Origin of the sequence: Phenylobacterium sp. (genome assembly GCF_036502675.1) — a bacterium.
GTDB lineage: Bacteria > Pseudomonadota > Alphaproteobacteria > Caulobacterales > Caulobacteraceae > Phenylobacterium.
The window spans coordinates 1-22186 of sequence record NZ_DASXYF010000098.1; the positions used below are offsets into that span (position 1 = coordinate 1).

The 22186-nt window shown below is 73.6% G+C and carries 23 protein-coding genes; 17 read left to right on the forward strand and 6 right to left on the reverse strand.

Translation table 11 applies throughout. From position 1 onward, the window contains the following. On the forward strand, positions 1–210 hold a 210-nt coding region (locus VGL30_RS12470; protein ID WP_331540318.1), incomplete at its 5' end, for a CoA transferase. An 18-nt stretch (positions 211–228) separates the two neighbouring features. On the opposite strand, the gene VGL30_RS12475 is transcribed toward VGL30_RS12470, so the two are convergent. Together VGL30_RS12475 and VGL30_RS12480 are read right to left on the reverse strand one after the other, a co-directional pair. After that, the gene (locus tag VGL30_RS12475; RefSeq protein ID WP_331540319.1) at positions 229–1602 is read right to left on the reverse strand and encodes a hypothetical protein; all 1374 of its coding nucleotides are present in this window, start codon (positions 1600–1602) and stop codon (positions 229–231) included. Beyond that, the gene (locus VGL30_RS12480; protein ID WP_331540320.1) at positions 1599–1871 is read right to left on the reverse strand and encodes a metal-sensitive transcriptional regulator; all 273 of its coding nucleotides are present in this window, start codon (positions 1869–1871) and stop codon (positions 1599–1601) included. Before VGL30_RS12480 ends, VGL30_RS12475 begins: the two co-directional genes overlap by 4 nt. A 121-nt stretch (positions 1872–1992) precedes the next feature. On the opposite strand from VGL30_RS12480, the gene VGL30_RS12485 reads away from it, so the two are divergent. Beyond that, a complete protein-coding gene (locus tag VGL30_RS12485; RefSeq protein WP_414694993.1) occupies positions 1993–4206 on the forward strand; it encodes a copper-transporting P-type ATPase in 2214 nt (737 codons plus the stop codon). A 68-nt stretch (positions 4207–4274) separates the two neighbouring features. Here the strand turns inward: VGL30_RS12485 and VGL30_RS12490 are convergent, their stop codons facing one another. Beyond that, positions 4275–5384 (reverse strand): M14 family metallopeptidase, encoded by a 1110-nt coding sequence (locus tag VGL30_RS12490; RefSeq protein WP_331540321.1) that lies wholly within the window; start codon positions 5382–5384, stop codon positions 4275–4277. A gap of 135 nt (positions 5385–5519) precedes the next feature. Here VGL30_RS12490 and VGL30_RS12495 point away from each other — a divergent pair, with 135 nt between their 5' ends. Then, positions 5520–5711: a hypothetical protein gene (locus tag VGL30_RS12495; RefSeq protein WP_331540322.1), complete on the forward strand. Its 192-nt coding sequence runs from the start codon at positions 5520–5522 to the stop codon at positions 5709–5711. Between the two features lie 27 nt (positions 5712–5738). Here the strand turns inward: VGL30_RS12495 and VGL30_RS12500 are convergent, their stop codons facing one another. The 3 genes from VGL30_RS12500 to VGL30_RS12510 all read right to left on the reverse strand — a co-directional run bounded on the left by VGL30_RS12500 (position 5739) and on the right by VGL30_RS12510 (position 9769). Continuing rightward, a complete protein-coding gene (locus VGL30_RS12500) occupies positions 5739–8171 on the reverse strand; it encodes a TonB-dependent receptor (RefSeq protein WP_331540323.1) in 2433 nt (810 codons plus the stop codon). Then, the gene (locus VGL30_RS12505; RefSeq protein WP_331540324.1) at positions 8161–9132 is read right to left on the reverse strand and encodes a FecR family protein; all 972 of its coding nucleotides are present in this window, start codon (positions 9130–9132) and stop codon (positions 8161–8163) included. The genes VGL30_RS12500 and VGL30_RS12505 overlap by 11 nt, the downstream gene beginning before the upstream one ends. Positions 9133–9241: 109 nt before the next feature. Further along, a complete protein-coding gene (locus tag VGL30_RS12510) occupies positions 9242–9769 on the reverse strand; it encodes an RNA polymerase sigma factor (protein WP_331540325.1) in 528 nt (175 codons plus the stop codon). A gap of 186 nt (positions 9770–9955) precedes the next feature. Here VGL30_RS12510 and VGL30_RS12515 point away from each other — a divergent pair, with 186 nt between their 5' ends. From VGL30_RS12515 to VGL30_RS12580, 14 genes are all read left to right on the forward strand, one after another. Further along, entirely contained in the window at positions 9956–10612 is a 657-nt protein-coding gene (locus tag VGL30_RS12515; protein WP_331540326.1) for an MtnX-like HAD-IB family phosphatase, read from the forward strand. Positions 10613–10631: 19 nt separating this feature from the next. Then, positions 10632–12029: an aspartate aminotransferase family protein gene (locus VGL30_RS12520; protein ID WP_331540327.1), complete on the forward strand. Its 1398-nt coding sequence runs from the start codon at positions 10632–10634 to the stop codon at positions 12027–12029. A 10-nt stretch (positions 12030–12039) separates the two neighbouring features. After that, positions 12040–12945 carry an arginase family protein gene (locus VGL30_RS12525; RefSeq protein ID WP_331540328.1) on the forward strand — a complete coding sequence of 302 codons (906 nt, stop codon included), beginning with the start codon at positions 12040–12042 and terminating at the stop codon, positions 12943–12945. Beyond that, complete coding sequence (locus VGL30_RS12530; RefSeq protein ID WP_331540329.1) at positions 12942–13310, forward strand: EamA family transporter; 369 nt, start codon at positions 12942–12944, stop codon at positions 13308–13310. Before VGL30_RS12525 ends, VGL30_RS12530 begins: the two co-directional genes overlap by 4 nt. 11 nt (positions 13311–13321) lie before the next feature. Further along, positions 13322–14233 carry a fatty acid desaturase gene (locus tag VGL30_RS12535; RefSeq protein WP_331540330.1) on the forward strand — a complete coding sequence of 304 codons (912 nt, stop codon included), beginning with the start codon at positions 13322–13324 and terminating at the stop codon, positions 14231–14233. Then, positions 14230–15057, forward strand: a complete 828-nt coding sequence (locus VGL30_RS12540; RefSeq protein WP_331540331.1) for an alpha/beta hydrolase — start codon at positions 14230–14232, stop codon at positions 15055–15057. The genes VGL30_RS12535 and VGL30_RS12540 overlap by 4 nt, the downstream gene beginning before the upstream one ends. Further along, the gene (locus tag VGL30_RS12545; RefSeq protein WP_331540332.1) at positions 15050–16162 is read left to right on the forward strand and encodes a GNAT family N-acetyltransferase; all 1113 of its coding nucleotides are present in this window, start codon (positions 15050–15052) and stop codon (positions 16160–16162) included. Before VGL30_RS12540 ends, VGL30_RS12545 begins: the two co-directional genes overlap by 8 nt. Next, a complete protein-coding gene (locus VGL30_RS12550; protein WP_331540333.1) occupies positions 16159–16569 on the forward strand; it encodes an SMR family transporter in 411 nt (136 codons plus the stop codon). The genes VGL30_RS12545 and VGL30_RS12550 overlap by 4 nt, the downstream gene beginning before the upstream one ends. Continuing rightward, positions 16566–17696, forward strand: coding sequence for an ABC transporter permease (locus VGL30_RS12555; protein WP_331540334.1), 1131 nt, complete (start codon positions 16566–16568; stop codon positions 17694–17696). Before VGL30_RS12550 ends, VGL30_RS12555 begins: the two co-directional genes overlap by 4 nt. Beyond that, the gene (locus tag VGL30_RS12560; RefSeq protein WP_331540335.1) at positions 17693–18574 is read left to right on the forward strand and encodes an HlyD family efflux transporter periplasmic adaptor subunit; all 882 of its coding nucleotides are present in this window, start codon (positions 17693–17695) and stop codon (positions 18572–18574) included. The genes VGL30_RS12555 and VGL30_RS12560 overlap by 4 nt, the downstream gene beginning before the upstream one ends. Continuing rightward, entirely contained in the window at positions 18571–19905 is a 1335-nt protein-coding gene (locus VGL30_RS12565; RefSeq protein WP_331540336.1) for a TolC family protein, read from the forward strand. Before VGL30_RS12560 ends, VGL30_RS12565 begins: the two co-directional genes overlap by 4 nt. Further along, positions 19902–20579 (forward strand): ABC transporter ATP-binding protein, encoded by a 678-nt coding sequence (locus tag VGL30_RS12570; protein ID WP_331540337.1) that lies wholly within the window; start codon positions 19902–19904, stop codon positions 20577–20579. The genes VGL30_RS12565 and VGL30_RS12570 overlap by 4 nt, the downstream gene beginning before the upstream one ends. 78 nt (positions 20580–20657) lie before the next feature. Continuing rightward, positions 20658–20906, forward strand: coding sequence for an acyl carrier protein (locus VGL30_RS12575; protein ID WP_331540338.1), 249 nt, complete (start codon positions 20658–20660; stop codon positions 20904–20906). Positions 20907–20910: 4 nt separating this feature from the next. Then, positions 20911–22158, forward strand: a complete 1248-nt coding sequence (locus tag VGL30_RS12580; RefSeq protein ID WP_331540339.1) for a beta-ketoacyl-[acyl-carrier-protein] synthase family protein — start codon at positions 20911–20913, stop codon at positions 22156–22158. The last annotated feature ends 28 nt before the right edge of the window (positions 22159–22186 follow it).

The following is a 22186-nucleotide window of genomic DNA, read 5'->3' on the forward strand; positions in this document are numbered from 1 at the left end:
GACGCCTGCGTGAGCCCGGTGCTGACCATCGACGAAGCGCCCGCCCACCGGCAGGTCGCCGAGCGGGGACTGTATGTGGACGTGGCCGGCGCGCCCCAGCCCGCGCCGGCGCCCAGGTTCGCCCGCACGCCGGCGGCGATCGCGGGCCCGGCGCCGGGCCTGGGCGAAGGCGGGGCGGCGCGGCTGCGGAGCTGGGGCGTGGAGATCTGAGGAAGGCGCCAGCACGCCTCATTCGACCTTCAGCCGGACGAAGGCCATGGCGCCGCTCCGGTCGCCGCCGTAAGCCCCCTCCAGGGCGTCGGGCACGAGGTTCCAGGCGTAGAGCCCGCCAAGCCCCACCGTGAGATGGCGCGCGACGGGCCAGTCGCGGATCGCGCCGGCCGAAAGCTTCGAGACCGTGTAGGCCGGGCCATGATGACCGCCCGCGCCGGCCAGCTCGTCGTTCTGCGTGCGCTCGCCGCGGCCGAACAGGGTCCAGGCGGCGACGGGCTTGGCCGCGGCTTCCAGGATCCAGGCGTCCAGCGCCGCATGGCCCGCGCTGCGGCGGCCCCAGGCGGCGGTCATCGACCACCAGCCGTCGACGCCCAGCGGCGCGGTGTAGACGGCGCTCGCCGACCACCTGCGCTGATCGACGTCGGGCTCGAGCTGCTCGGGGCTCTTTACGTCGGCCCAGGAGGCCTGCAGCGACCAGTTGGCCGTGGGGTTCCAGGAGAGGCGCACGGCGGTGGAGTCGAGCCTGGGCGTCTCGATGTCGAAGCGGTGCTGATCGGGCTCGCGGCCCTTGAAGCGCGACGCCTCGACCTTCCAGTCGTCGTGCACGTAGCCCGCCGTCACGACGCCGAAGGTGATGTGGGTGGAGTCCAGCCAGTGGTGGCTGATCGGCGCCTCCGGGCTGTCGAGGATCGACATCCGGTGCATGAAGGCCGGCGGCCCGAAGGCGGGCTCCCCCGGCAGGCCCGCGTAGAGGAACAGGCTGTCGCGGCCGCCGAGACGATGGCTGTAGCTCGCCGACAGCTCCATGAACAGGTCGTGGGGATGCTGGCGATCGACGAGCGGACGGACGCCGTCGGCGGTCTCGCCCGAAGCCAGCAGCAGCGGGTAGCCGCGCTTGCCCATCAGCGGGTCGGGACTGAGCATGGCGCGGAGCTGCAGGGTGTCGCCGCCGGCAAGCTCGCGCCGGGCCATGCCCATCACCATGCCGGAAACGAAGGCCATCTCGTCGCCGCGCCGGCCGCCCTGCCGGTCATAGACCCCGTTCAGCAGGGCGTGGCCCATCAACATCCACCCGCCGCGCATGACGTGGACGCCGGCATGGACGGAGGCGTCGGGCCGCCAGGCGGTACCCGAGGCTTCGCGGGTCATCGGATAGGCGCCCAGCGCGCCGGTCATTTCGGGGGCGACGTGATCCATATCCATGCCGGGCATGTCGCCGTGGTCCATCTCCGACATGTCGTGCTCAGAGGCGGGCGGGGCAGGCGCGGCGGGGGGCGTTTGCGCCGCCGGCGCGCGATGTTCGTGCCCGGGCGTCGACAGCGCCTGTTGCGCGGCGGCCGGCGCGGCGACCAGCGCCAGGGCCGAGGCCGCAGAGAGGAGGCGGGTCATCGGGTGCGCCCCAGGAGTTCGATCAGTTCGGCGGCCTTCCTGCGCTGCTCGTCCTTGTCGCCGCTGACGATGGCGCCCTCGATGCAGTGGCCAAGGTGTTCCTTCAGCATCTCGCTCTCCACCTTGGCGAGCGCGGCGCGCACGGCCTGAAGCTGGGTGAGGACGTCGATGCAGTAGCGGTCGTCCCCGATCATCCGAGCAACGCCGCGCACCTGGCCCTCGATCCGGTTCAGCCGGTTGAGCAGTTTCGGCTTGTTCTCGCGTTCCACTGGCAAGACTCCTTCACGACCGCCCCGATATACCTCGCGGGGGTAATTGCAATATGCCCTAGACGGGTATATGCCGCCAGCCTCTATCATGCCCCAGAGAGGTATATCGGCGGAGATTCCGATGGGAACGCACAACCACGACCACCTGCACGACGGCCACGGGCGTTGTGCTCCGAAAGCTGCAGAAGCCGAGACGGACAGGCCGCCGGCGGTCCTGCCGGAAGGGACGATCCACACCTGCCCCATGCACCCGGAGGTGCGGCAGGCGGGTCCCGGCGCCTGCCCGATCTGCGGCATGGCGCTGGAGCCGGTGGAGATCGGGGTCGACACCGGCCCGAACCCGGAACTGATCGACATGACGCGCCGGTTCTGGACCGGTCTGGCCATGACGGCGCCGGTGTTCGTCCTGGAAATGGGCGGACACCTGGCCGGGCTCACCCATCGGATCGGCGGACAGCAGGTCTCCAACTGGATCCAGCTGGCGCTCGCCACACCTGTGGTGCTCTGGGCGGGGGCGCCGTTCTTCGTGCGAGGCTGGCGCTCGGTGACCAGCCGCAACCTCAACATGTTCACGCTCATCGCCCTGGGGACGGGGGTCGCCTGGACCTACAGCGTGGCCGCGACCGTAGCGCCGGGCGCCTTTCCGGCCGTCCTGCACAGCCACGACGGCGCGGTTCCCGCCTATTTCGAAGCCGCCGCGGTCATCACCGTCCTGGTGCTGCTGGGCCAGGTGCTGGAGTTGCGGGCGCGGGAAAGCACCGGCGGCGCGATCCGAGCCCTGCTCGACCTTGCGCCGAAGCAGGCGCTGCGGCGGCGCAGCGACGGGAGCGACGAGACGATCCCGCTGGAGCGTGTGCAGGTCGGCGACCGCCTGCGCGTCCGGCCCGGCGACAGGGTTCCCGTCGACGGGGAGGTGGTCGAGGGCCGCTCGGCGGTGGATGAATCGATGGTCACCGGGGAGTCCCTGCCGGTCGCCAAGGCCGCGGGCGACAAGGTGGTCGGCGGCTCGGTGAACCAGACGGGGGCGCTGATCATCCGGGCCGAGAAGGTGGGGCGCGACACCCTGCTGGCCCAGATCGTCCAGCTTGTGGCGCAGGCCCAGCGCTCACGCGCGCCGGTGCAGCGGCTGGCCGACCGGGTGGCCGGCTGGTTCGTGCCGGCCGTGCTGGCGGCGGGCGCCGCCGCCTTCGCCGCATGGCTCGCCTTCGGCCCGGAGCCGCGGCTGAGCTACGCCCTGCTGGCCGCGGTCTCGGTAGTGATCATCGCCTGCCCCTGCGCCCTCGGCCTGGCCACGCCGATGTCGATCATGGTGGGCGTAAGCCGCGGCGCGGAGGCCGGCGTACTGATCCGCGACGCCGAGGCGCTGGAGCGTTTCGGGCGGATCGACACCCTGGTGTTCGACAAGACCGGCACGCTCACCCTGGGACGGCCCGAGGCGACGCGGGTGATCGTGACGGGGATCGCGGAGGACGAACTCCTGCGCCTGGCGGCCAGCGTCGAGCGCGCCAGCGAGCATCCCCTCGCCGCCGCGATCATCCGCGCGGCCGAGGCGCGGGCGCTCGCCCTCGCGACGGTGGACGATTTCGACGCCGCGCCCGGAAAGGGCGCGCACGGGACTGTCGAAGGCCGCCGCATCGCCATCGGCGACAAACGCTTCCTGTCGGAGCTGGGCGTCGAGATCGGGGCCCTGGCGGAGGACGCGGACGCCGCACGCCGCGACGGGGCCACGGTGGTCTACGTCGCGGTGGCGGGCCGGCCCGCCGGCGCCATCGCCATTGCGGACCCGGTGAAGCCGGAGGCCGCGGCGGTGCTGGCCGCACTGCGGGGCGAAGGCCTGCGCATCGTGATGCTGACCGGCGACAACCGCACTACCGCCGAGGCCATCGCGCGCAGCCTGGGCATAGACCAGGTCGAGGCCGAGGCGGCGCCACAGGAGAAGGCCGCCGTGGTGGAGCGGCTGAAGCGCCAGGGGCGCGTAGTCGCCATGGTCGGCGACGGTGTCAACGACGCCCCGGCCCTCGCCGCCGCCGACGTAGGCGTGGCCATGGGCGCAGGGACCGACGTCGCCATCGAGAGCGCCGGCGTCACCCTGCTGACCGGCGACCTCACGGGGGTTCTGAAGGCCCGGCGGCTGTCGCGGGCGGTGATGCGCAACATCCGCCAGAACCTGATCTTCGCCTTTGTCTACAACGCCGCCGGCATACCGCTGGCGGCCGGCGTATTTTATCCGATGTTCGGCCTGCTACTCTCGCCGGTGGTGGCCGCCGCGGCGATGAGCGTCTCGTCGGTCAGCGTGATCGGCAACGCCCTGCGCCTGCGCACTCTGCGGCTATAGCCTAGCAAGTCTTTGAAATAGAGCGTGATGGTCGCCGGAACCGGCCCCCCACTTCCGGCCATCACGCTCTAGCCTAGCGCGGCCAGCAGCGCCGGAAGCGTGTCGCGGCCGAGCTGGTGGGAAGCCTGGGCCGACCAGCCGGCGACAGGATCGGGCGCCTCGAGGCTGTCCTTGAACGGCATCTCCAGCGTCAGGCCCACGGCGCCGAACCGGCGGGCGACGGCGCGGGTGCACATGCCAGGCGCCTCCTCGCCGCCGTAGGTGGGCGGATAGCCGACCGTGGTCTGGAAGGCCGGGCTGGCCTGCAGCAGGGCGGACTTGAAGCGGGCGACGCCCGCCGCCTGGGCCGGCGTCGTCTGCGGGTCCACGTCGGAGCCGTCGACGAAGACGTGCGGCAGGGTCTCGTCGCCATGGACGTCGAGGCTGACGTCGACGCCGAACCGGTCCATGGCCGCGAGCACGGCCGCCACCTCCGGCGCGCGGGCCGGGTCGGGATCATGCCACTGGCGGTTCAGGTCGACGCCGGCGGCGTTGCCGCGCAGGTGGCCGCGCGCCGCGCCGTCGATGTTGACCAGCGGCGCCAGGTGCACCTGGGCGGCGGCGAGCAGCGACGCGGCGACGGTGTCGGCGGGATCCAGCAGGCGGTCGAGCGCGCCCTCCATCCACCAGCTGGCCATGGTCTCGCCGGAATGCTGGCGGCCGACGATCCAGACCTGGCGGGGGCCGGAGCCCAGGGTGACGCGGTCGATGGGCCGGCCGTCGACGGAGCGGCCGAGCACGTCCCGACGGCCGCCGTCGGACGCGGCGCGGGCCAGCAGCCGCTCGTGGCGCGCCAGGCCGTAGGGCGCGAAATAGGCGAACCAGACGGTGTCGGCCCGCGCCGCGTGGCGGATCTCCAGCACGCCGGCTTCATAGCGGGTTTCGGTTCGCGTCCAGGCCTCGCCGTCCTCGCTGACGCAGGCGCGGTAGCCCGGCCAGCCGTCGGGATAGGCCGAGGCGCCGGCGTTGACGAGGCGCAGCGCAAGGTGCCGGCCGGCCGCGCCGCGGACCCGGAAGTAGAACCACTGGAACCAGGAGCCGTTGGCGTCCTGGCGGATCGCCAGGTCCGCGGCGGCCTCGCCCGCCGACCGGACGAGGATGTTGCCGCATTCGAAGCCGGCGTCGATCTGCAGGGCCAAACCGTCCTCCTGAGGTCACGGGCGCGGAGCTGGAACGCGCAGGGCTGGTTGCGGCTTCATAGCAGGCGGCGGCCGTGGCGCTGGTGAGGCGGCCTTTGCGCCGTGGCGTCCCTGGACGTGCAAGGAGAACTCCCAATGTCCAAGCTCATCGCCACCTTCGCCATCGCCACGCTGCTCGCCGCCGGAGGGGCCGGCGCGGCGGCGGCCAAGACCTGCCACGACGCCAAGGGCAAGTTCGTCGCCTGCGCCGCCGCGCCCGCCGCCAAGAAGGTCTGCAAGGACGCCAAGGGCAAGTTCATGAAGTGCCCCGCGCACGCCGCAAGATAGCTTCGTCCCGCACCGGGCGCGCGGCCTTCAGAACCGCCCCCGGAGCTGGACCCCGACGGTCACGGGCCTGAGCGGGGTCGAGACCGCGTCGCGGCCCAGGCGGAACGGGTTGCCGAAGGCGAAGGTGTCGGCGCGGGTGTCGAAAGGATTGTCGACGAACAGGGTCGCCTCGTAGCGCGCGGAGGCGATCGTGGCCGAGACCTTGCCGGTGGCGTAGTCGCCCATGCGCTGGGGCAGCTGGGCCGAAAAGCTCAGGAAGGACGAGCCCACGTAGGAGACATTGCCGTCGAGCGTAAGCTCGAGCCCCGACCAGAGCGGGTGCGTGTAGCGCAGGCCCATGCTGGCCGAGCCGCCCGGCACGCCCGGCAGGCCGGTGTCGCGTCGAGAATCGAAGGCGGGGTTGCGGGAGACCAGTTCCGGCTCAGCGATCAGGCCAGCCGCCGTCAGCGTCAGGCGGTGCGAGAGGCGCCAGGCGATCTCGGCCTCGAGGCCCGGGTCCGAACCGTCCCCCACATTGACGGCGTACGGCAGACCGGAGCTCAGGAACTGGTCGCTCTGAATATGACGCCAGCGCGCGAAGAAGGCGGCCAGGCGCACGGCGAGCCGGCCGTCCAGCAGGCGCAGCTTCGCCCCGGCCTCGTAGTTCCACAGTTCGTCGAAGTCGAACTCCCGCGCCGGGTCGCCCAGCGCGCCGTCGAAGGCCTGGCCTGTGGGTCCCGCGGTGTTGAAGCCGCCCGGCCGATAGCCTTCGGTGACCTGGGCGTAGAGGGTGGCCGTGTCACGCCACTGATATCGTACGGCGAGCTTGGGCGAGAGGCCCTTGGCGCTGCTCGAGCCGTTGAAGAGCCGCGTCGCCGGGCCCAGGACGACGTCGGAGTCCGTGTCGAAGGTGAAGCGGAACCAGCGCACGCCCGCCGTGACGTCGAGACGCGGCATGAGGTCGTAGGTAACCTCGCCATAGACCGCCAGCTCGCCGATGGAGTCCGTGCGGTGCTCGCCGTAGACCTCCGTGGGCGTCGGCCTGCGGGTAAGGTCCATCGTGCTGGCGACCTCCCCCACCGAGGCGAAGGCGCCGCCCAGCCAGCGCAGCCGGCCGGCCTTGGGCGAGGCGTAGGCGAGCTCGGAGACCAGGATCTCGATGTGCCGGCGGTCGTCGAGCACCCCGACGCCGGGCGCGCCGGCCAGCATCGGCATGACGGCGGTGGCGTCGTAGCGGCTGTCCAGCACGTGGCGCAGCCCCGCCGCCGACCAGGTGACGTGGCCCCAGCGTCCACGGCCTTCGACGGTGGCCGAGACCTCGTCGAAGTCGTTGTCGTGCGGCTCCTGGACCCGGCTCGCGCGTTGAAAACGCCCAAGGCCGCGGGTGACATACTGGGTGTCGCTGTCGTTGATGGACTGATGCACGCCGGCCAGGGTGACCGTCCATTCCGGGCTGACCTCGACGCCGAGCGCCAGCCGGGCGCCGTCGCGCGTGACCCGGTTCACATGGCGCAGGCCCAGCGTCACGTCGGTCAGGTAGCCGCTGCCGCGCTCCCGATAGACGACGCCGCGCAGCGCCACGCGGCCGGCGACGACCGGGACGTTGCCGACGATCTCGACCTCGTCGTTCAGCCCGCCGGAGCGGGTGCCCGACACTCCGAGCATCACCGAGCCCGCCAGGTCGTCCGGATCCGGCTTGTTGGTGACGATGCGGACGATGCCGCCGATGGAGCCGGAGCCGTAGAGGGTGCCCTGCGGTCCGCGCATCACCTCCACGCGGGCGACGTCGATCAGGCGCAGGTCCGGGTTGGGGGCGTTGTAGGTCACCGGCACGTCGTCCAGGTAGAGGCCGACGGTGGACTGGGTGAGGCCAGTGAAGACCCCGTCCGATATCCCGCGCAGCAGCACCTTGTCGCGGCCAGGCCCTAGGTTGGTGACGGTCATGCCCGCCACCCGCGATGCGAGCTCGCGCAGGTCCTCCGTGCTGGTGGTCTGCAGGTCGTCGCCGGTGGCGGCGGTGACGGCGTAGGGCGCGCGCCCGGCGAGCTCCGCCCTGCGGCCCGAGGTGACGACAAGCTCGGAGACCACCGGCGGGGGCTCGGACGGCGGCTCGGGCGCCGGCGCGGGCGGCGATGAGGACCGGGGGGGCGCCGGCTCGATCAGCACCGTGCTGCGATCCGGCAGGACGTAGCGGCAGCCCGATCCCGCCACGAGGGCGTCGAGCGCCGCGGTGAGGCGCATGCGGCCGTGGAGGCGGCGGGCCTCGCCCTGGCAGGTGGTGAGCGCGCCGCCCAGGGAGACGTCGGCCTGCAGGGCCAGCTCGAGGAGCGCCGAGGCGGTGGGCTGGGCGGCGATGTTGAAGCGCACCGCGCGTGCGCCCGGCTCGGCGGCCAGGGCGGCATGCGGGAGGGCGGCGGCCGCAGCGGCCAGCGCCGCCGCATGTCCCCAGCGCCGCCGCCCGGTTGCTCCGCTAGTGGGCACGCGCCCTGAGCCGGATTTCCGTCGCGCTCCGCTCGACCGAGATCGGCATGAAGGTCTCCAGCCTGGCCAACATCGCGTCCAGCGTATCGACGCTGAGCGTTCCCGTGAAGCGCAGGCGTTGGGCGGCGGGCTCGACGCGGACCGGCAACCTGGAATGACGCGAGAGATCGGCGGCGACCTCGGCCAGCGGCCGGTCGCGGTACACCAGCGCGCCGCGCTTCCAGGCGAAGGCGTCGTCGGCGCTGACCTGGGTGACGGCGGATTGGGACGAACCCTCCCGATGTTCGAACTGCTGACCGGGGGTGAGCCGGTGCTCGGCCCCGCCGTCGCCGGCCACGGCGACCACGCCGCGGCGGACGGTCACCCGCACCTGGCCCGACTGGCGCAGGACGTTGAACTCGGTGCCCACCACGCGGACGGTGCGGTCGCCCACCGCCACCAGGAACGGACGGGCCGGGTCGTGGGCGACGTCGAAGGCCGCCTCGCCGCGGACCAGGGCCACGGCGCGGGTCCCGGGCGCCAGGCGCACCTCCACCCGCGAGGCGGCGTCGAGGTCGATGCGCGAGCCGTCGGCCAGCGGAATGGCGCGGATCTCGCCGGGCGCCGTCTCGTAGACATCCGCCGGCGGAGGGTCGGGCGCCTGGGGCCGAAGCTGCCTGACGCCGATCCCCACCGCCAGGCAGGCCGCGATCGGCGCGCCCCAGCGCAGGAATGTCCGCCGGTGGAGCGGCGGCGGGGCCACGGACCGGGGCTGGAACGGGACCACGGTCGAGTCCGCCGCGTCGTCCAGGTCGACCCAGAGGCCCTCGACCTCGTCGTAGGCGACGCGGTTCGCAGGGCCCGCCTCCAGCCAGGCGCGGAAGGCGATCCAGTCGTCCTCGGCCACGTCGCCGCCCTGCAGCCGCACGAACCAGGCGACGGCCTGGTCCCGGATGGCGGCGGTGGAAGACGGCGGGCTCATGCGTTCGACCTCGGCGCCGCAGGGGAAAGCCGCGGCGTCCGATGAGATGACGGCGCCGTAATGTTGCAACCTCCACAGAACCTGCGCGACAGTGGCGTAATTGTTACAGTCACGCCTGCCTCCGCTCCAGCAGACGCTTGAGCGCCGTGATCATGTGCTTCTCGACGGCGCTCTTGGAGACGCCCAGCCGGGCGGCGGTCTCCGCATGGCTCAACCCCTCCAGCTTGTGCATGCGGAAGACCCGCTGGGTCTGCGGCGGCAGGGTCTCCACCGTCGCCAGCACCCGCTCCAGCCGCTGCCGGGCGGCGAGCGCCGCCTCGGCGTCGGGCTCCTCGTTCACCGCCTCGCTGGCGGCGACGGTGGTGTTGGCCTCGCGCCAGGCGCCGTCGCGGGCGGCGGCCCGGCGCTGCTGGCGCAGGCGGTCGAGCATGACGTTGGCGGCCAGGCGGTAGAGGTAGGCCCCGGGGCTGCGCAGCTCCGCCGGCGGCGTGGCGTCCGCCGTCTTCAGGTATAGGTCCTGCAGCAGGTCGTCGGCCTCGGAGGCCGAGCCGGTGCGGGCGAGGAAGAAGCGGCGCAGCTCGTCCCGACGCTCGAAGTAGGCCGCCAGGAGCGGCGTCGCCTGGCCCTTGTCCTGCACGTTCGCTGCGTTCCCTCGACGCCGGCGCGAGGTCGGCTGCGGAGGAGCCATAGCGCAGGGTCTCGCGCACAGCCATCGCCAACCTCGCGCAGCCGCAAGCACCGCCCTGAGGCGCCATGCGGCCCGCGGCGTCTCAGCTGCAACGGGGGCGAGGGCGTCGGGCTTCGGCGCCGAACGGTGCGGTGAATGCGGATAGTCTGCGACTTCGACGGAACGATCACCCTCAGCGACACCACCGACGCCGTGCTGGAAGCGCTGGCCGACCCGGCCTGGGAGGCGGTGGAGGCCGACTGGCGGGCCGGGCGGATCAGCGCGGCGCGCTGCATGCGCCGGCAGATCGCCCTGCTGCGCGCCGACGACGCAGCGGTGGACGCAGTGCTGGACGCCCAGGTCCTCGACCCCGGGTTCGCGGCGTTCGTCGCCTGGTGCGAGGCGCGCGACCTGCCGGTCTCCGTCGTCAGCGACGGGGTCGACCACTTCATCCGCCGGATCCTGGCGCGCCACGGGCTGGAGCGGCTGCCGGTGGTCTCCAATGTGCTCGCCGGGCGCGCACCGCAGCGCAGGCTTCGCCAGCCCTGGCGGCGGGAGGGCTGCGCGGCGGGGTCCGGCGTCTGCAAGTGCGCCGCCGCCGCCACGGACGACCGGCCGCTGGTGTTCGTGGGCGACGGCCGCTCGGATTTCTGCCTCTCCGGACGGGCCGACATCCTGTTCGCCAAGGGCGAGCTCGCCGTCTACGCGGCCGGCCGCGACCGGCCCTTCCACCCTTTCGAGACCTTCCACGACGTGACCGCGACGCTGGAAGCCCTGCTGGCCGCCGGGCCGGCCCGCGCCGCCGCCCTCTGACCTCCAGACAGGACCCCCCATGTACGACGCCGCCCTCGACCATCCGCTCGACGAAGCCGAACTCCGCCGCCTGGAGGCGGAGTACTGCTCCTGGGGCGACACGGTGCATTACATGCCCGAGCCGAAGTTCTTCGAGAGCTGCGAAGGCTCGTTCCTCCACGACGCCGAGGGCCGCAGCTTCCTGGACCTGCAGATGTGGTACTCGGCGGTCAACTTCGGCTACCGCAATCCGCGCCTGAACGCCGCCGCCCATCGGCAGCTCGACCGGCTGCCGCAGGTGGCCTCGCAATACCTGCACCGCGAGAAGGTGGAGCTGGCCGCGATGATCGCCCGCGACGCCGAGGCCAAGTTCGGCGCCAAGGGCCGGGTGCACTTCAACGTCGGCGGGGCCCAGGCGATCGAGGATTCGCTGAAGCTGGTGCGCAACGCCTGCGGTGGGAAAAGCCTGATGTTCGCCTTCGAGGGCGGCTACCACGGCCGCACCCTGGGCGCCTCGGCGATCACCTCGTCCTACCGCTACCGCCGGCGCTTCGGCCACTTCGGCGAGCGGGCGCAGTTCATCGAGTTCCCGTACCACTTCCGCGGCCCCAAGGGCATGAGCAAGGAGGAGTACGGCCACCTCTGCGTGCAGAAGTTCGCCCGGCTGTTCGAGACGGAATACAACGGCGTCCTCGACACCAAGACCGGCCAGGCGGAGTTCGCCGCCTTCTACGTGGAGCCGATCCAGGGGACCGGCGGCTATGTGGTGCCGCCGCCCAATTTCTTCGTCGAGCTGAAGGCCGTCCTCGACCGCTACGGCATATTGCTGGTGGTGGACGAGGTGCAGATGGGCTTCTTCCGCACCGGCAAGCTGTGGTCGATCGAGCACTTCGGCGTGCAGCCCGACATCCTGGTGTTCGGCAAGGCGCTGACCAACGGGCTCAATCCGCTGTCGGGGCTGTGGGCCAAGGAGGCGCTGATCAACCCGACGGTGTTCCCGCCGGGCTCCACTCACTCGACCTTCAACGCCAACCCCATGGGCACGGCGGTGGCGCTGGAGGCCATGAAGATGATGGCCGAGGGCGACTACGCGACCCAGGTCGCCGCCAAGGGCGCCTACTTCCTGCAGGGGCTGCGCGAGCTGCAGGCCCGCTGGCCGCAGATCGGCGACGTGGACGGCCTGGGCCTGGCCCTGCGCGCCGAGATCTGCGAGGCCGACGGCTTCACCCCCGCCAAGGCCCTGCTCGACCGGATGTGCGAGGAGGGGATGAAGGGCGACCTTGAGGCGGGCGGCCGCCGCCTGGGCCTGGTGCTCGACGTGGGCGGCTACCACAAGAACGTCATCACCCTGGCCCCCTCCCTCGAGATCAGTTTCGAGGAGATCGACCTGGCCCTGGAGCTCATCGACGCCCTCCTGCGCCGGTGCGTGAGCGGCTGAGGCGCGGGCGATGCGCACGGCGCTGCTGCATCTGGACGACGCGCTGGGCGGCCAGGAGACCCTCTGCGCCCGGGTCGCGGCCACGGGCGGCTGCGCGCTCGACCTGCGCGACCTGGGACCGGCCCTGCGCCTCTGGGCGCGGCCGGACGCGCTGGACCGGCTGGCGTCGCGGCTGGACGCAGGCCTTCCCGACGGCCCGCTGCTGGCGGTCTCGGGCTCGGGCGACTTCCATCACGTGACCGCCCTGCTGCTGGCCCGCGCCTGCGAGCAGGCGAGCGACGACGTGACCGTCGTGCACTTCGACAACCATCCCGACTGGGTGCGGTTCGGACGCGGCCTGCACTGCGGCTCCTGGGTGGCGCGCGCCGCGCGGACGCCCGGAGTGGCCAAGGTGGTCACCGTGGGCGTCTGCAGCCGCGACATCCGCGCGCCGCAGGCCCGGCGCGCGGATCCTGAGCTGATCGCCGGCGGCCGGCTGGAGGTCTACGCCTATCCGGAACCGCCGGCGGGGGCGCAGCCGACCTTCGCCGACCGCTGGCCGGCCATCGCCGCCGTGGGCGAGGCGGCGTTCGCCGCCCTGCTGCCCGGGCGCATCAAGACCGCCGCCGTCTACGTCACCATCGACAAGGACGTCCTGCGGCCGCAGGACGCCGCCACCAACTGGGACCAGGGCCGGCTGCCGCTCGAGGCGCTGGAGACCCTGGTCCGCGCCGCCTGCGACGGGCGAAGGCTCGCGGGCGCCGACGTGGTGGGCGACTGGTCGCGGCCGGCCTATGGCGGCGGCCCGGCGGCGATGCTCAAGCGCGGCGAGGCCTGGATGGACCAGCCCCGCGCCCGTCCCGGGCCCCAGGCCATCGCCGGCAACCAGGCGACGAACCTGCGGCTGATCGACCTGATCGAGAGGCTGGCCCCATGAGCGGCGACCTCACCACCACCTCGCTCGCCCTGCTGGGCTTCTGCATCCTGGCCGAGATCGGGGTGCAGCTGAGCTTCAAGACCGTCGCCGACGGCGCGGGGGGCGAGGGCTTCGTCGCGGCGCTGTTCGCCAGGCCGCTGCTGTGGGCGGGACTCTGCCTGTGGGCGGTGGAGCTGGTCGCCTGGATCCTGGTGCTGGAGCGGACGCCCCTGGCGCTGGCCTATCCGATCATGACGCTCAACTTCGCCGCCGTTCCCATCGCCGGCGCGCTGGTGCTGCGCGAGCGGCTGAGCCGCAGCCAGGTCGCGGGCGCGGCCCTGGTCGCCGCCGGCGTGCTCTGCGTCTCGCTCTCGGGGCTTCGATGAAGACGCCGCCCATGACCGTCCCCGACCACCGGCTGCCCAAGCGCAAGCATGGCCTCTTCGCCTGGACGCCGTGGGACGCCGTCCCCGTGGCCGCGGCCTTCGCGCACCTGGCCTTCGTGGTCTGGGCGGTGGCCGGGTTCGAGGCGCGGCCCTGGTGGGGAAACCTGATCTGCGGCGGCCTCTATGCGCTGGCCATGAGCTGGAACATCAACGGGGTGTCGCACAACTTCCTGCACACCCCCTACTTCCGCTCGCTGCGCCTGAACTACGCCTTCTCCCTGCTGGAGTCGGTGGCCATCGGCTTTTCGCAGACCTTCTACACCTGGGTGCACCTGCGCCACCACGAGGGCGACAGCGACCGGCCGGGGCCGGACGGGACCACCCGCGACTGGCTGTCCATCTACCGCCACGGGACGGACGGGCGGCCGGAAGGCCTGCTGAGCTACGTCTTCGTGGGCGCTCTGCGCGGCGGTTCGGTCCATGCGGCGCTGAAGGCCCGCCGGCCGCTGCAGACCCTGTGGGGCCGCATCGAAGTGGCCGCCGTCGCGCTCTTCACCCTGGGCATAGCGCTGGTGAGCTGGAAGGCGGTGCTGTTCCTGCTCCCCTTCCACTCCCTCGGCGAGTGCCTGTCGCAGCTCAACGGCTACTACGAGCACCTGAACGGCGACCCGGACGAGCCGATGGCCTGGGGGGTCTCCAGCTACGCGCCGCTCTACAACCTCACCTGGTTCAACAACGGCCACCACGCCGAGCACCACTTCCGCCCCGCGGTCCACTGGACCCGGCTGCCGGCCCTGCGCCGCCCGCTGACCGCCGAGCAGGCCGCCAGGGGCGTGCATGTGATCGGCCCGCCGCACGGCCTGGGCTTCCTGGCCCGGACCAACCGCCGCAAACGCATACCCCTCTGGGAGGCCGCCGCTTGATCGACCGCAGTTTCAAGGTCCTGCCCTCCACCGAGCGGGGCGTCCTCCTGATCCACGGCATGACCGGCGCACCCGGCGAGATGAAGCCGCTGGCCAAGCGGCTGATCCGGCGGGGCTTTTCCGTCGCCTGCCCGCAGCTCGCCGGCCACGGCGCCGACCAGGCGACGCTGCTCGCCACCGGCTGGCGCGACTGGCTGGACAGCGTGGTCCGCGCCTACGACGCCTTCGCCGCCGAGGTGAAGGAAGTGAGCGTCGCAGGCGTCTGCGCCGGTGGAGCGCTGGGCCTGCTGCTGGCCCGCGAGCGGCCGGCGGTGCGGGCCGCGGCGGTCTATTCGATGACCTTCGAATACGACGGCTGGAACATGCCCCGCTGGGCGGCGGCGGCGCCGGCGATCCAGCTGATGGCCAACCTGCCCGGCGTGCGCAACCTGAGCTTCGCCGAGCCCTGGCCGTTCGGGCTGAAGGACGAGCGGCTGCGCGAGCTGGCGGCCGTCGCGCCGGAATCGCTGATCGAGGGCGCGCTGCCACGCATGCCGCTGGGCTCGCTCTACCAGCTCTACCGCCTGGGCCGGCAGGTGGAGCGGCAGGGCGCCGGCATCTTCACGCCGACGCTGATCCTGCACGCCCGGGAGGACGACATGAGCCATCCGCGCAACGCGGCGCGGCTGCAGGCGGCGCTGGGCGGCTCCGTCGAGATGCGGCTGCTGGAGGACAGCTTCCACATGATCCACGTGGACAAGGAACGCGACGTGGTGGCCGACATGACCGCCCGCTTCTTCTCCGACCACGCGCAGATCGGCCGCGACGAGACCATCGATGCCTGAGGTCGAGGTCGCCGCCGCCATCGCCCAGTTCGGGCGGGAGGCCTGGGACGCGGTGTTCCCCGGCGAGGTGGAGGCCTACGACTACCTCTCGGCGATCGAGGCGTCCGGCCTGCCGGGGTTCCGCTGGCGCTACCTGGGCGTCCGGGAGACGGGCCGGCTGGTCGCCGCGGCGCCGGCGTTCCTGACCGACTATCCTTTGGAGACGACGCTGGAGGGCGCGCCCCGGCGACTGCTGGCGGCCGCCCGGCGCATGGCCCCGGACCTCCTGACCCTCAGGCTCGCCTGCCTGGGCTCGCCCTGCGTCGAGACCGCCTCGGCGGGCTTCCATCCGCAGGTTCCGGCCGGCGAGCGGCCGCGGCTGGCGCAGCGCCTGCTGGAAGGCCTCGCCGCCGAGGCGCAGCGGGCGCGTTGCACGCTGCTGGGCCTGAAGGACGTGGCCGCGCCCGACCAGGGCCTCTGGGACGCGGCGGCCCGCCCCCTCGGCTTCCGCCCCCTGCCCGGCCAGCCGGTGGCGGACCTCGACATCGACTTCGCGGACCTCGACGCCTACCTGGCCCGGCTCTCCCCCGGCGTCCGGCGGGACATGCGCCGCAAGCTGCGGTCGCTGGGCGCGGTCCGCATCGAGGTGCGCGAGACCCTCGACGGCCTGCTGGACCGGGTGAGCGCCCTCTACGCCGAGACCCGCGCCCGGGCCGAGATGCAGTTCGAGGAGCTGACGCCCGCCTATTTCAGCGAGGTGCTGCGGCGGATGCCGGGCCGGGCCTTCGCCGTCCTCTACTTCCAGGGCGAGGACCTGCTGGCGGTGAACCTGCTGCTGCAGGACCACGGCGTGCTCCTGGACAAGTTCTTCTGCATGGAGGCGGCGCGGGGGCGTCCGCTCAACCTCTACTTCCTGAGCTGGTTCACCAACGTGCGCCTTTGCCTGGAGCGCGGGCTCACGCGCTACCGCAGCGGCCAGGCGGCCTATGAGACCAAGCTCAAGCTCGGCAGCCGGCTGACCCGCACCTCGCTCTACTTCCGGCATCGGCATCCGGTGGTGAACGGCGCCCTGCGGCTGGCCGCGCCGCTGTTCGGGGCCGACCCGACCCAGAGGCGGGCCGCATGACGATCTGGAGCATCAGCGAGGGGATCAGGGGCCGGCGGCGCCTGGCCCTGGGCGCGCTGGGCGGGGCGATGCCGTTCCTGACCTCGGGTTACCAGGTGGCGGCCGAGACCAGCGCCCGGAGCCTGGGCGGCCAGGCGTTCGGCCCGGCCTGGCTGGCGCGCCTGATGACGCTGCCCTCCACCTGGGCGCTGCTGGTCCTGGAGGCCGTCAGCTTCGCCGTCTGGATGCTGGTGCTGTCGCAGATGAAGCTATCGGCGGCCTTCGCGCTTTCCGCGGTCGGCTACGTGCTGGTGATCCTGGCGAGCTGGCTGCTGTTCCACGAGCGCGCCGACCTCTTCCAGGTCGCCGGCGGAGCTGCGATCCTGGCGGGGGTCTGGCTGATCGGCCGGCCTGGGGAACAGCCGTGAAGACGCTGGCGCTCAAGACCCTGCTGCACGACTGGCGGCGCTATGCGCCGGCGGTGGTGGCGGTGGCCTTCTCCGGGCTGCTGGTGCTGCTGCAGGGGGCGGTGATCCTGGGGATCTTCTCGCTCTCCAGCCTCTATGTGACCCGCTCGTCGGCGGACCTGTGGGTGGGATTCCCCGGGGTGCAGAGCATCGACCTGGGCCGCCCGATCGCCGCCCAGGCGGAGATGTTCATCTGGATGAACCCGCACGTGAAGCGCGTGGAGCCGTTCCTCTGGGGCTCGGGCCAGTGGCGGACGGAGCGGCGGGGGATGGTCAACGTCTACATCGTCGGCGTCGACGCCGCCGACGACGCCATGGCGCTGGACGACGTGCTGACGCCGGGCTTGCGCGCGCGGCTGCGGGCGCCGGGCGCGGTGCTGGTGGACGCGGGCGATATCGGCAAGCTGGGCTTGCAGGTGGGCGACACGGCCGAGATCAACGGCCAGCGGGTGCGGGTGGTCGGCGCGACCCGCGGCCTGCGCGCCCTGGGCGGCGTGAACGTGATCGCCTCCCTGGCCACCACGCGTGAGCTCGACCCGATGGCGGGGCCGGGCGGCGACGTGGCCTATTTCATCGCCCGGACCGACGATCCGAAGGCTGCGCCGGCCGTGGCCGCGGACCTCAACCGCACCGGCCGCGCCCGCGGGTTCGAGGCCATGACCGACGACCGCTTCGCCGCCCGCACCACACGCTACTGGCTGGTGGAGTCCGGCGCGGGCGCGGCCTTCGTGTTCGGCAGCATCACGGCGGTGCTGGTGGCCCTGGTGATCACCAGCCAGACGCTGGCCGCCGCGGTGGCCGCCTCCCTCAAGGAGTTCGCCGCCCTGCGCGCCCTGGGCTTCTCCATGGGCGCGCTGCGCGGAATCGTCGTGGCGCAGGCGGCCTGGGTGGGCGTGGCGGGCGTGGCGCTGGCCGGCGTCCTCACCGTCGCCCTGGTGGCCGCGGCGCGTTCGCAAGGCGTGCCGGTGGTGCTGTCGGGCGGAATGATGAGCGCGACCGGCGCGCTGGTGGTCGTGGTGGCCCTGGTCTCGGGCGCCTTCGCCCTGCGGCGGGTGGCCACCGCCGATCCGGCGACGTTGCTGCTATGAGCCGCGCCGGCGCCCTCGCCGCCGCAACGCTCCTGGCCCTCGCCCTGGGCGGCTGCCGGGCGCCGGAAAAGGCGCGCGCCGCGACCGCGGCCCACCCGGCCGTGGCCATGGCGCGCGGCGTGGTGGAGGCCGAGCCGGCGCTGGTCCGCATCCCGGCGCAGACCGACGGGATCCTGCGCCGCATCCTGGCGGAGGAAGGCGACCGCGTCGCCCCGGGCCAGCCGCTGGCCGAGCAGGACGCCCGGCAGGCGCGCCTCGTCGTCGCGGCGGCGGAGGCCGAGACGGCCGGGCGCCGCGCCGACCTGCTGGTCGCCGGGACCAAGGCCGCCGCCGCCGACCGCGAAGCGGCGCGGCTGGCGCGCCTCGCCCAGGCCGACGCCGGCACGCGCCAGGACGCCGAGCAGGCGGCCGCCGCCGCCCGGGCGGCGCAGGGCGAAGTTTCCCAAGCCCAGGCCGCCCTCGCCGCCGCCGAGAGCCGCCGCCGGCTGGCGGCGCTCACCGCCGACGCGCTGACCGTCCGGGCGCCGGCCGCGGGCCGCATCCTGCGCCGGTTCGCCGGCCAGGGCGCGTGGGCCGCCGCGGCCAGCCCGCTGTTCGTGCTGGAGCCCGACGGCCGCCGCGTGGTGCGGGCCGAGCTGGACGAGGCCTTCGCCGACCAGGTCCGCCCCGGCATGGCCGCCCAGGTGACCCGCGAATACCAGCAAGGCCGCGCCTACCGGGCGCGGGTGTTGCGGGTCGCCGACGCCTTCACCACCGCCGCCCTGTCGGAGGACCCCACCGCGCGGGCCGACACCCGGGTGTTCAGCGTGGTGCTGAGCGTGGAGGGCGGCGAGACGATGAAGCTCGGCCAGCGCGTGCTGGTCCGGATCGGACCTTGAGCGCCGCCCGGCGGCGGGCTGCGGCGCTGGCGGCGCTCGCCCTGGCGGTCGCCGGGACCGGCCTCGCCGGCGATCCGGCCCTGGCCGCCGCGCCGGCCGCCGCCCCGGCGCCGCGCGACCCCCCGTCCTGGCGCGAAGACCTGGGCGACCCGGTGCTGGCGGGCCTGCTGCGCCAGGCCGACGCCCATGCGCCGGACGTCAGGGCGGCCCGCGCGCGGCTCGACCGGGCCGAGGCCGACCTGGAAGCCGCCCGCGCCCCGCGGCGGCTGCAGGCGGAGGTCGGCGCCGCCGCCGCCGCGGGCGGGCGGCGGCTTTCCGGCGGCCACAGCGGCGCGACGCCCGAACTGTCCGTCACCTACGAGCCGGACATCTTCGGCCGCCTGTCCCACGCGGCCCGGGCGGCGGTCCGCGAGCGCGACGCGGCCCGCGCCGACCTGGAGGCCGGGCGCCTGGCGGCCGGCGCCGAGACTGTGCGGAGCTACCTGGCGCTGCGGGCGGCGGAGGCGGCGCAGGGCTCGTCGGCCAGGCGCCGCGCGCTGGCCGCCCGCGCCCTCGACCTGGTCCGGACGCGCGCCCGCGAAGGCGCGGCCGCCGCCGACCTGCTGGCGGAACGCCGCGCCAACCTGGCCGAGGCGGAAGCCGCCCAGCGCACAGCCGACCGGGCGGTGGAGACGCGGGAAGCCGAGCTCGCGGCGTCCCTGGGCGCCGCCGAGCCCCCGCGGCTGCCGCCCGCCGGGCCCGCCGCGCCGCTGGCGGCCGCGCCGGCCGCCTTCGACGCGGACGCCGTGGACCTCCGTCCCGACGTGCGCGCCGCGCTGGCCCGGCTGGCGGCGGCGGACGAGCACCGGGCCGAGGCGGTCGCCGCCGGCCGGCCGCACTTCAGCCTGACCGCCGCCCTGGGCGCACCGGACGCCGCGGTCGCCCTGCTGCTCGACAGCCGGGCGCTCGCCTGGGCGGTGGCCGGCGCGGTGAGCCAGAGCCTGCTCGACGGCGGCGCGAACCGGGCCCGCGTCCACGCCGCCCAGGCGGACGCCGACGGCGCGGAGGCGGCCTACCGCAAGGCCGTGCTGCAGGGCTGGTCGCAGATGGTCGCGGCGCTGAACGCCCGACGCGCCGCCGACGACGCGCTGGCCCAGGCGCAGGCGGCGGCCGACGCCGCCCAGGCCGCCCTGACCCGGGGCGAGACCCGCCATGCGGCCGGAGCCGCCGACGGGCTGGAGATCGTCGCCCTGCAGGACCGGCTCGAACGCGCCGCGGCTGGGCTGGAGGCTGCGCGCGGGGCCGCCCGCCTCGCCGAGGTCGACCTGGCGCTGGCGAGGGGCGGCGCATGATCGAGCGGGTGGTGGCGGCCGAAGGGGTCTGCAAGAGCTATGGCGAGGGCCGGGCGCGGATCGAGGCCCTGCGGCCGGTGGACTTCGCCGTCGAACGCGGCGAGTTCGTCATCGTCTCCGGCCCTTCGGGCTCGGGCAAGTCCACCCTGCTGGCCATCGTCTCGGGCCTGCTGTCTCCCAGCGCCGGGCGCGTGGAAGTGCTGGGCCAGGACATCGGCGCCCTGGACCGCGACCGCTTCGACCGGTTCCGGCTGGAGCACTTCGGTTTCATCTTCCAGGGCTTCCACCTGCTGCCGGCGCTGTCGGCACGGGAGCAGGTGTCCATCGTTCTGGAGCGCCAGGGCCTGAAGCCGGGCCTCGCCCTGGCCCGGGCCGAGGCGGCGCTGGCGGCGGTGGGCCTGGGCGAGCGGACCCTGCAGCGGCCGGCGGCGCTGTCCGGCGGCGAGCGCCAGCGGGTGGCCATCGCCCGGGCGCTGGCCAAGCGGCCGCAGGTGATCTTCGCCGACGAGCCCACCTCGGCCCTCGACCGGGAGAACGGACGCCAGGTCGCCCGCCTGCTGCAGACCGCGGCGGTGGACGACCGCGCCGCGGTGATCTGCGTCAGCCACGACCCGCGCATGGAGGCCTACGCCAGCCGCGTGGTGCGGATGGAGGACGGGACTTTTCTGGGCTGAGGCGTCCGGGCTTCGGCGGCGTCCCAGGACTATGGGCGCCCGCAGGCGGACGCCGTTGTGACACGGAGCGTTCGGCGCATGGCGCAGCAGATATCCGATGATGAGGTCCTCGACCTGATCGCCACGGAGGCGCTCCTGGATCGCGGGAACCTGACGCGCGAACTGCCCCTGAAGGACGTGGGCATCGCCTCCCTCGACCTGATCAGCATCCTGTTCGAGGTGGAAGACCGGTACGGCGTCCACGTCGAGGAGAGCGACTTCGCCCAGTGCGGAACCCTGGGCGCCTTCGTGGACCTCCTGAAGTCGCGCGTCGTCGCGGCGGCGTGACGCCATGGCCTTCGGCGGCAAGCGTATCGCGGTGACCGGCCTGGGCGCCGTCTCGGCGCTGGGCGGGTCGGTGGAGGCGGCCTGGCAGGCGGCCATGGGCGGCAAGGGCGGCATCGCCCGCCACAGCATCGACGCCTCGCTGTTCGGCCCGCCGGCGCAGGACTTCCTGCTGGCCAGGGTCTGCGAAGACTACGACGCCACGATCGACGAACGGCTGGGCCGACCGATCCGGCGGACCCTCGACCCGTTCGCGCGCATGGCGCTGGCCCCGGCGCTGGAAGCCCTCGACCAGGCCGGCCTGCGCGACGATCCGGTGCTGGCGGAGGACACGGCGGTCATCTTCGGCCACGGCTTCGGCGGGCTCGAGACCATGGAGGCCGGCTACCAGCGGGTGTTCGGCGAGCGCTCGTCGCGCGTGCACCCCGCCACCGTGCCCCGGGTGATGCTGAGCGCTGCGGTCAGCGCCATCGCCATGACCTTCGGCGTGCGCGGCGCGGTGTTCGCCGTCTCCAGCGCCTGCGCTTCCTCGGCCCACGCCATCGCGCAGGGCGCGGGCATGATCGCCACCGGCCAGGCCAAGGTCGCCATCGTCGGCGGCAGCGAGGCGGTCGCCACTCCGGGAAGCCTGTTCTCCTGGGAAGCCATCCGGGCGATGTCGAAAACCGGCTGCCGGCCCTTCGCCGAGGACCGCGACGGCATGGTGCTCGGCGAGGGCGGCGCGGCGATGATCCTGGAGGATATGGACCACGCCCGGGCCCGCGGCGCGCCGGTGCTGGGGGAGCTGATCGGGGCGGGGATGTCTTCCGACGCCTTCAACATCACCCAGCCCAGCGCCGCCGGGCAGGCCCGCGCGGTGCGCCAGGCCGCCCGGCAGGCCGACATCCTGGAGCGGGACGACATCCTGATCTCCGCCCACGGCACCGGCACGCCGCTGAACGACGCGGCCGAGAGCGAGACCCTGCTGGAGGTGTTCGGCGAGCGTGGGCGGCGGCTGCCGGTGATCGCCACCAAGAGCGCCCATGGCCATGTGATCGGCGGCTCCGCGGCCCTGCAGGCGGTCCTCGGCCTGAAGGCGCTGGCGGAAGGCCGGGCTCCGGCGGTGCTGAACGTGACACGGGCCGATCCCGCCTGCGACCTCGACCTGGTGGTGGGCGCGGCGCGGCGGATCGCCTCGCGCGTCCTCCTGCAGAACGCCTTCGCCTTCGGCGGCCTGAACGTCAGCCTGGCTTTCGCCGGGGCGGGCGGGGCCTGAGCCTTCGTCACAGGCCGGCGCCGACTCC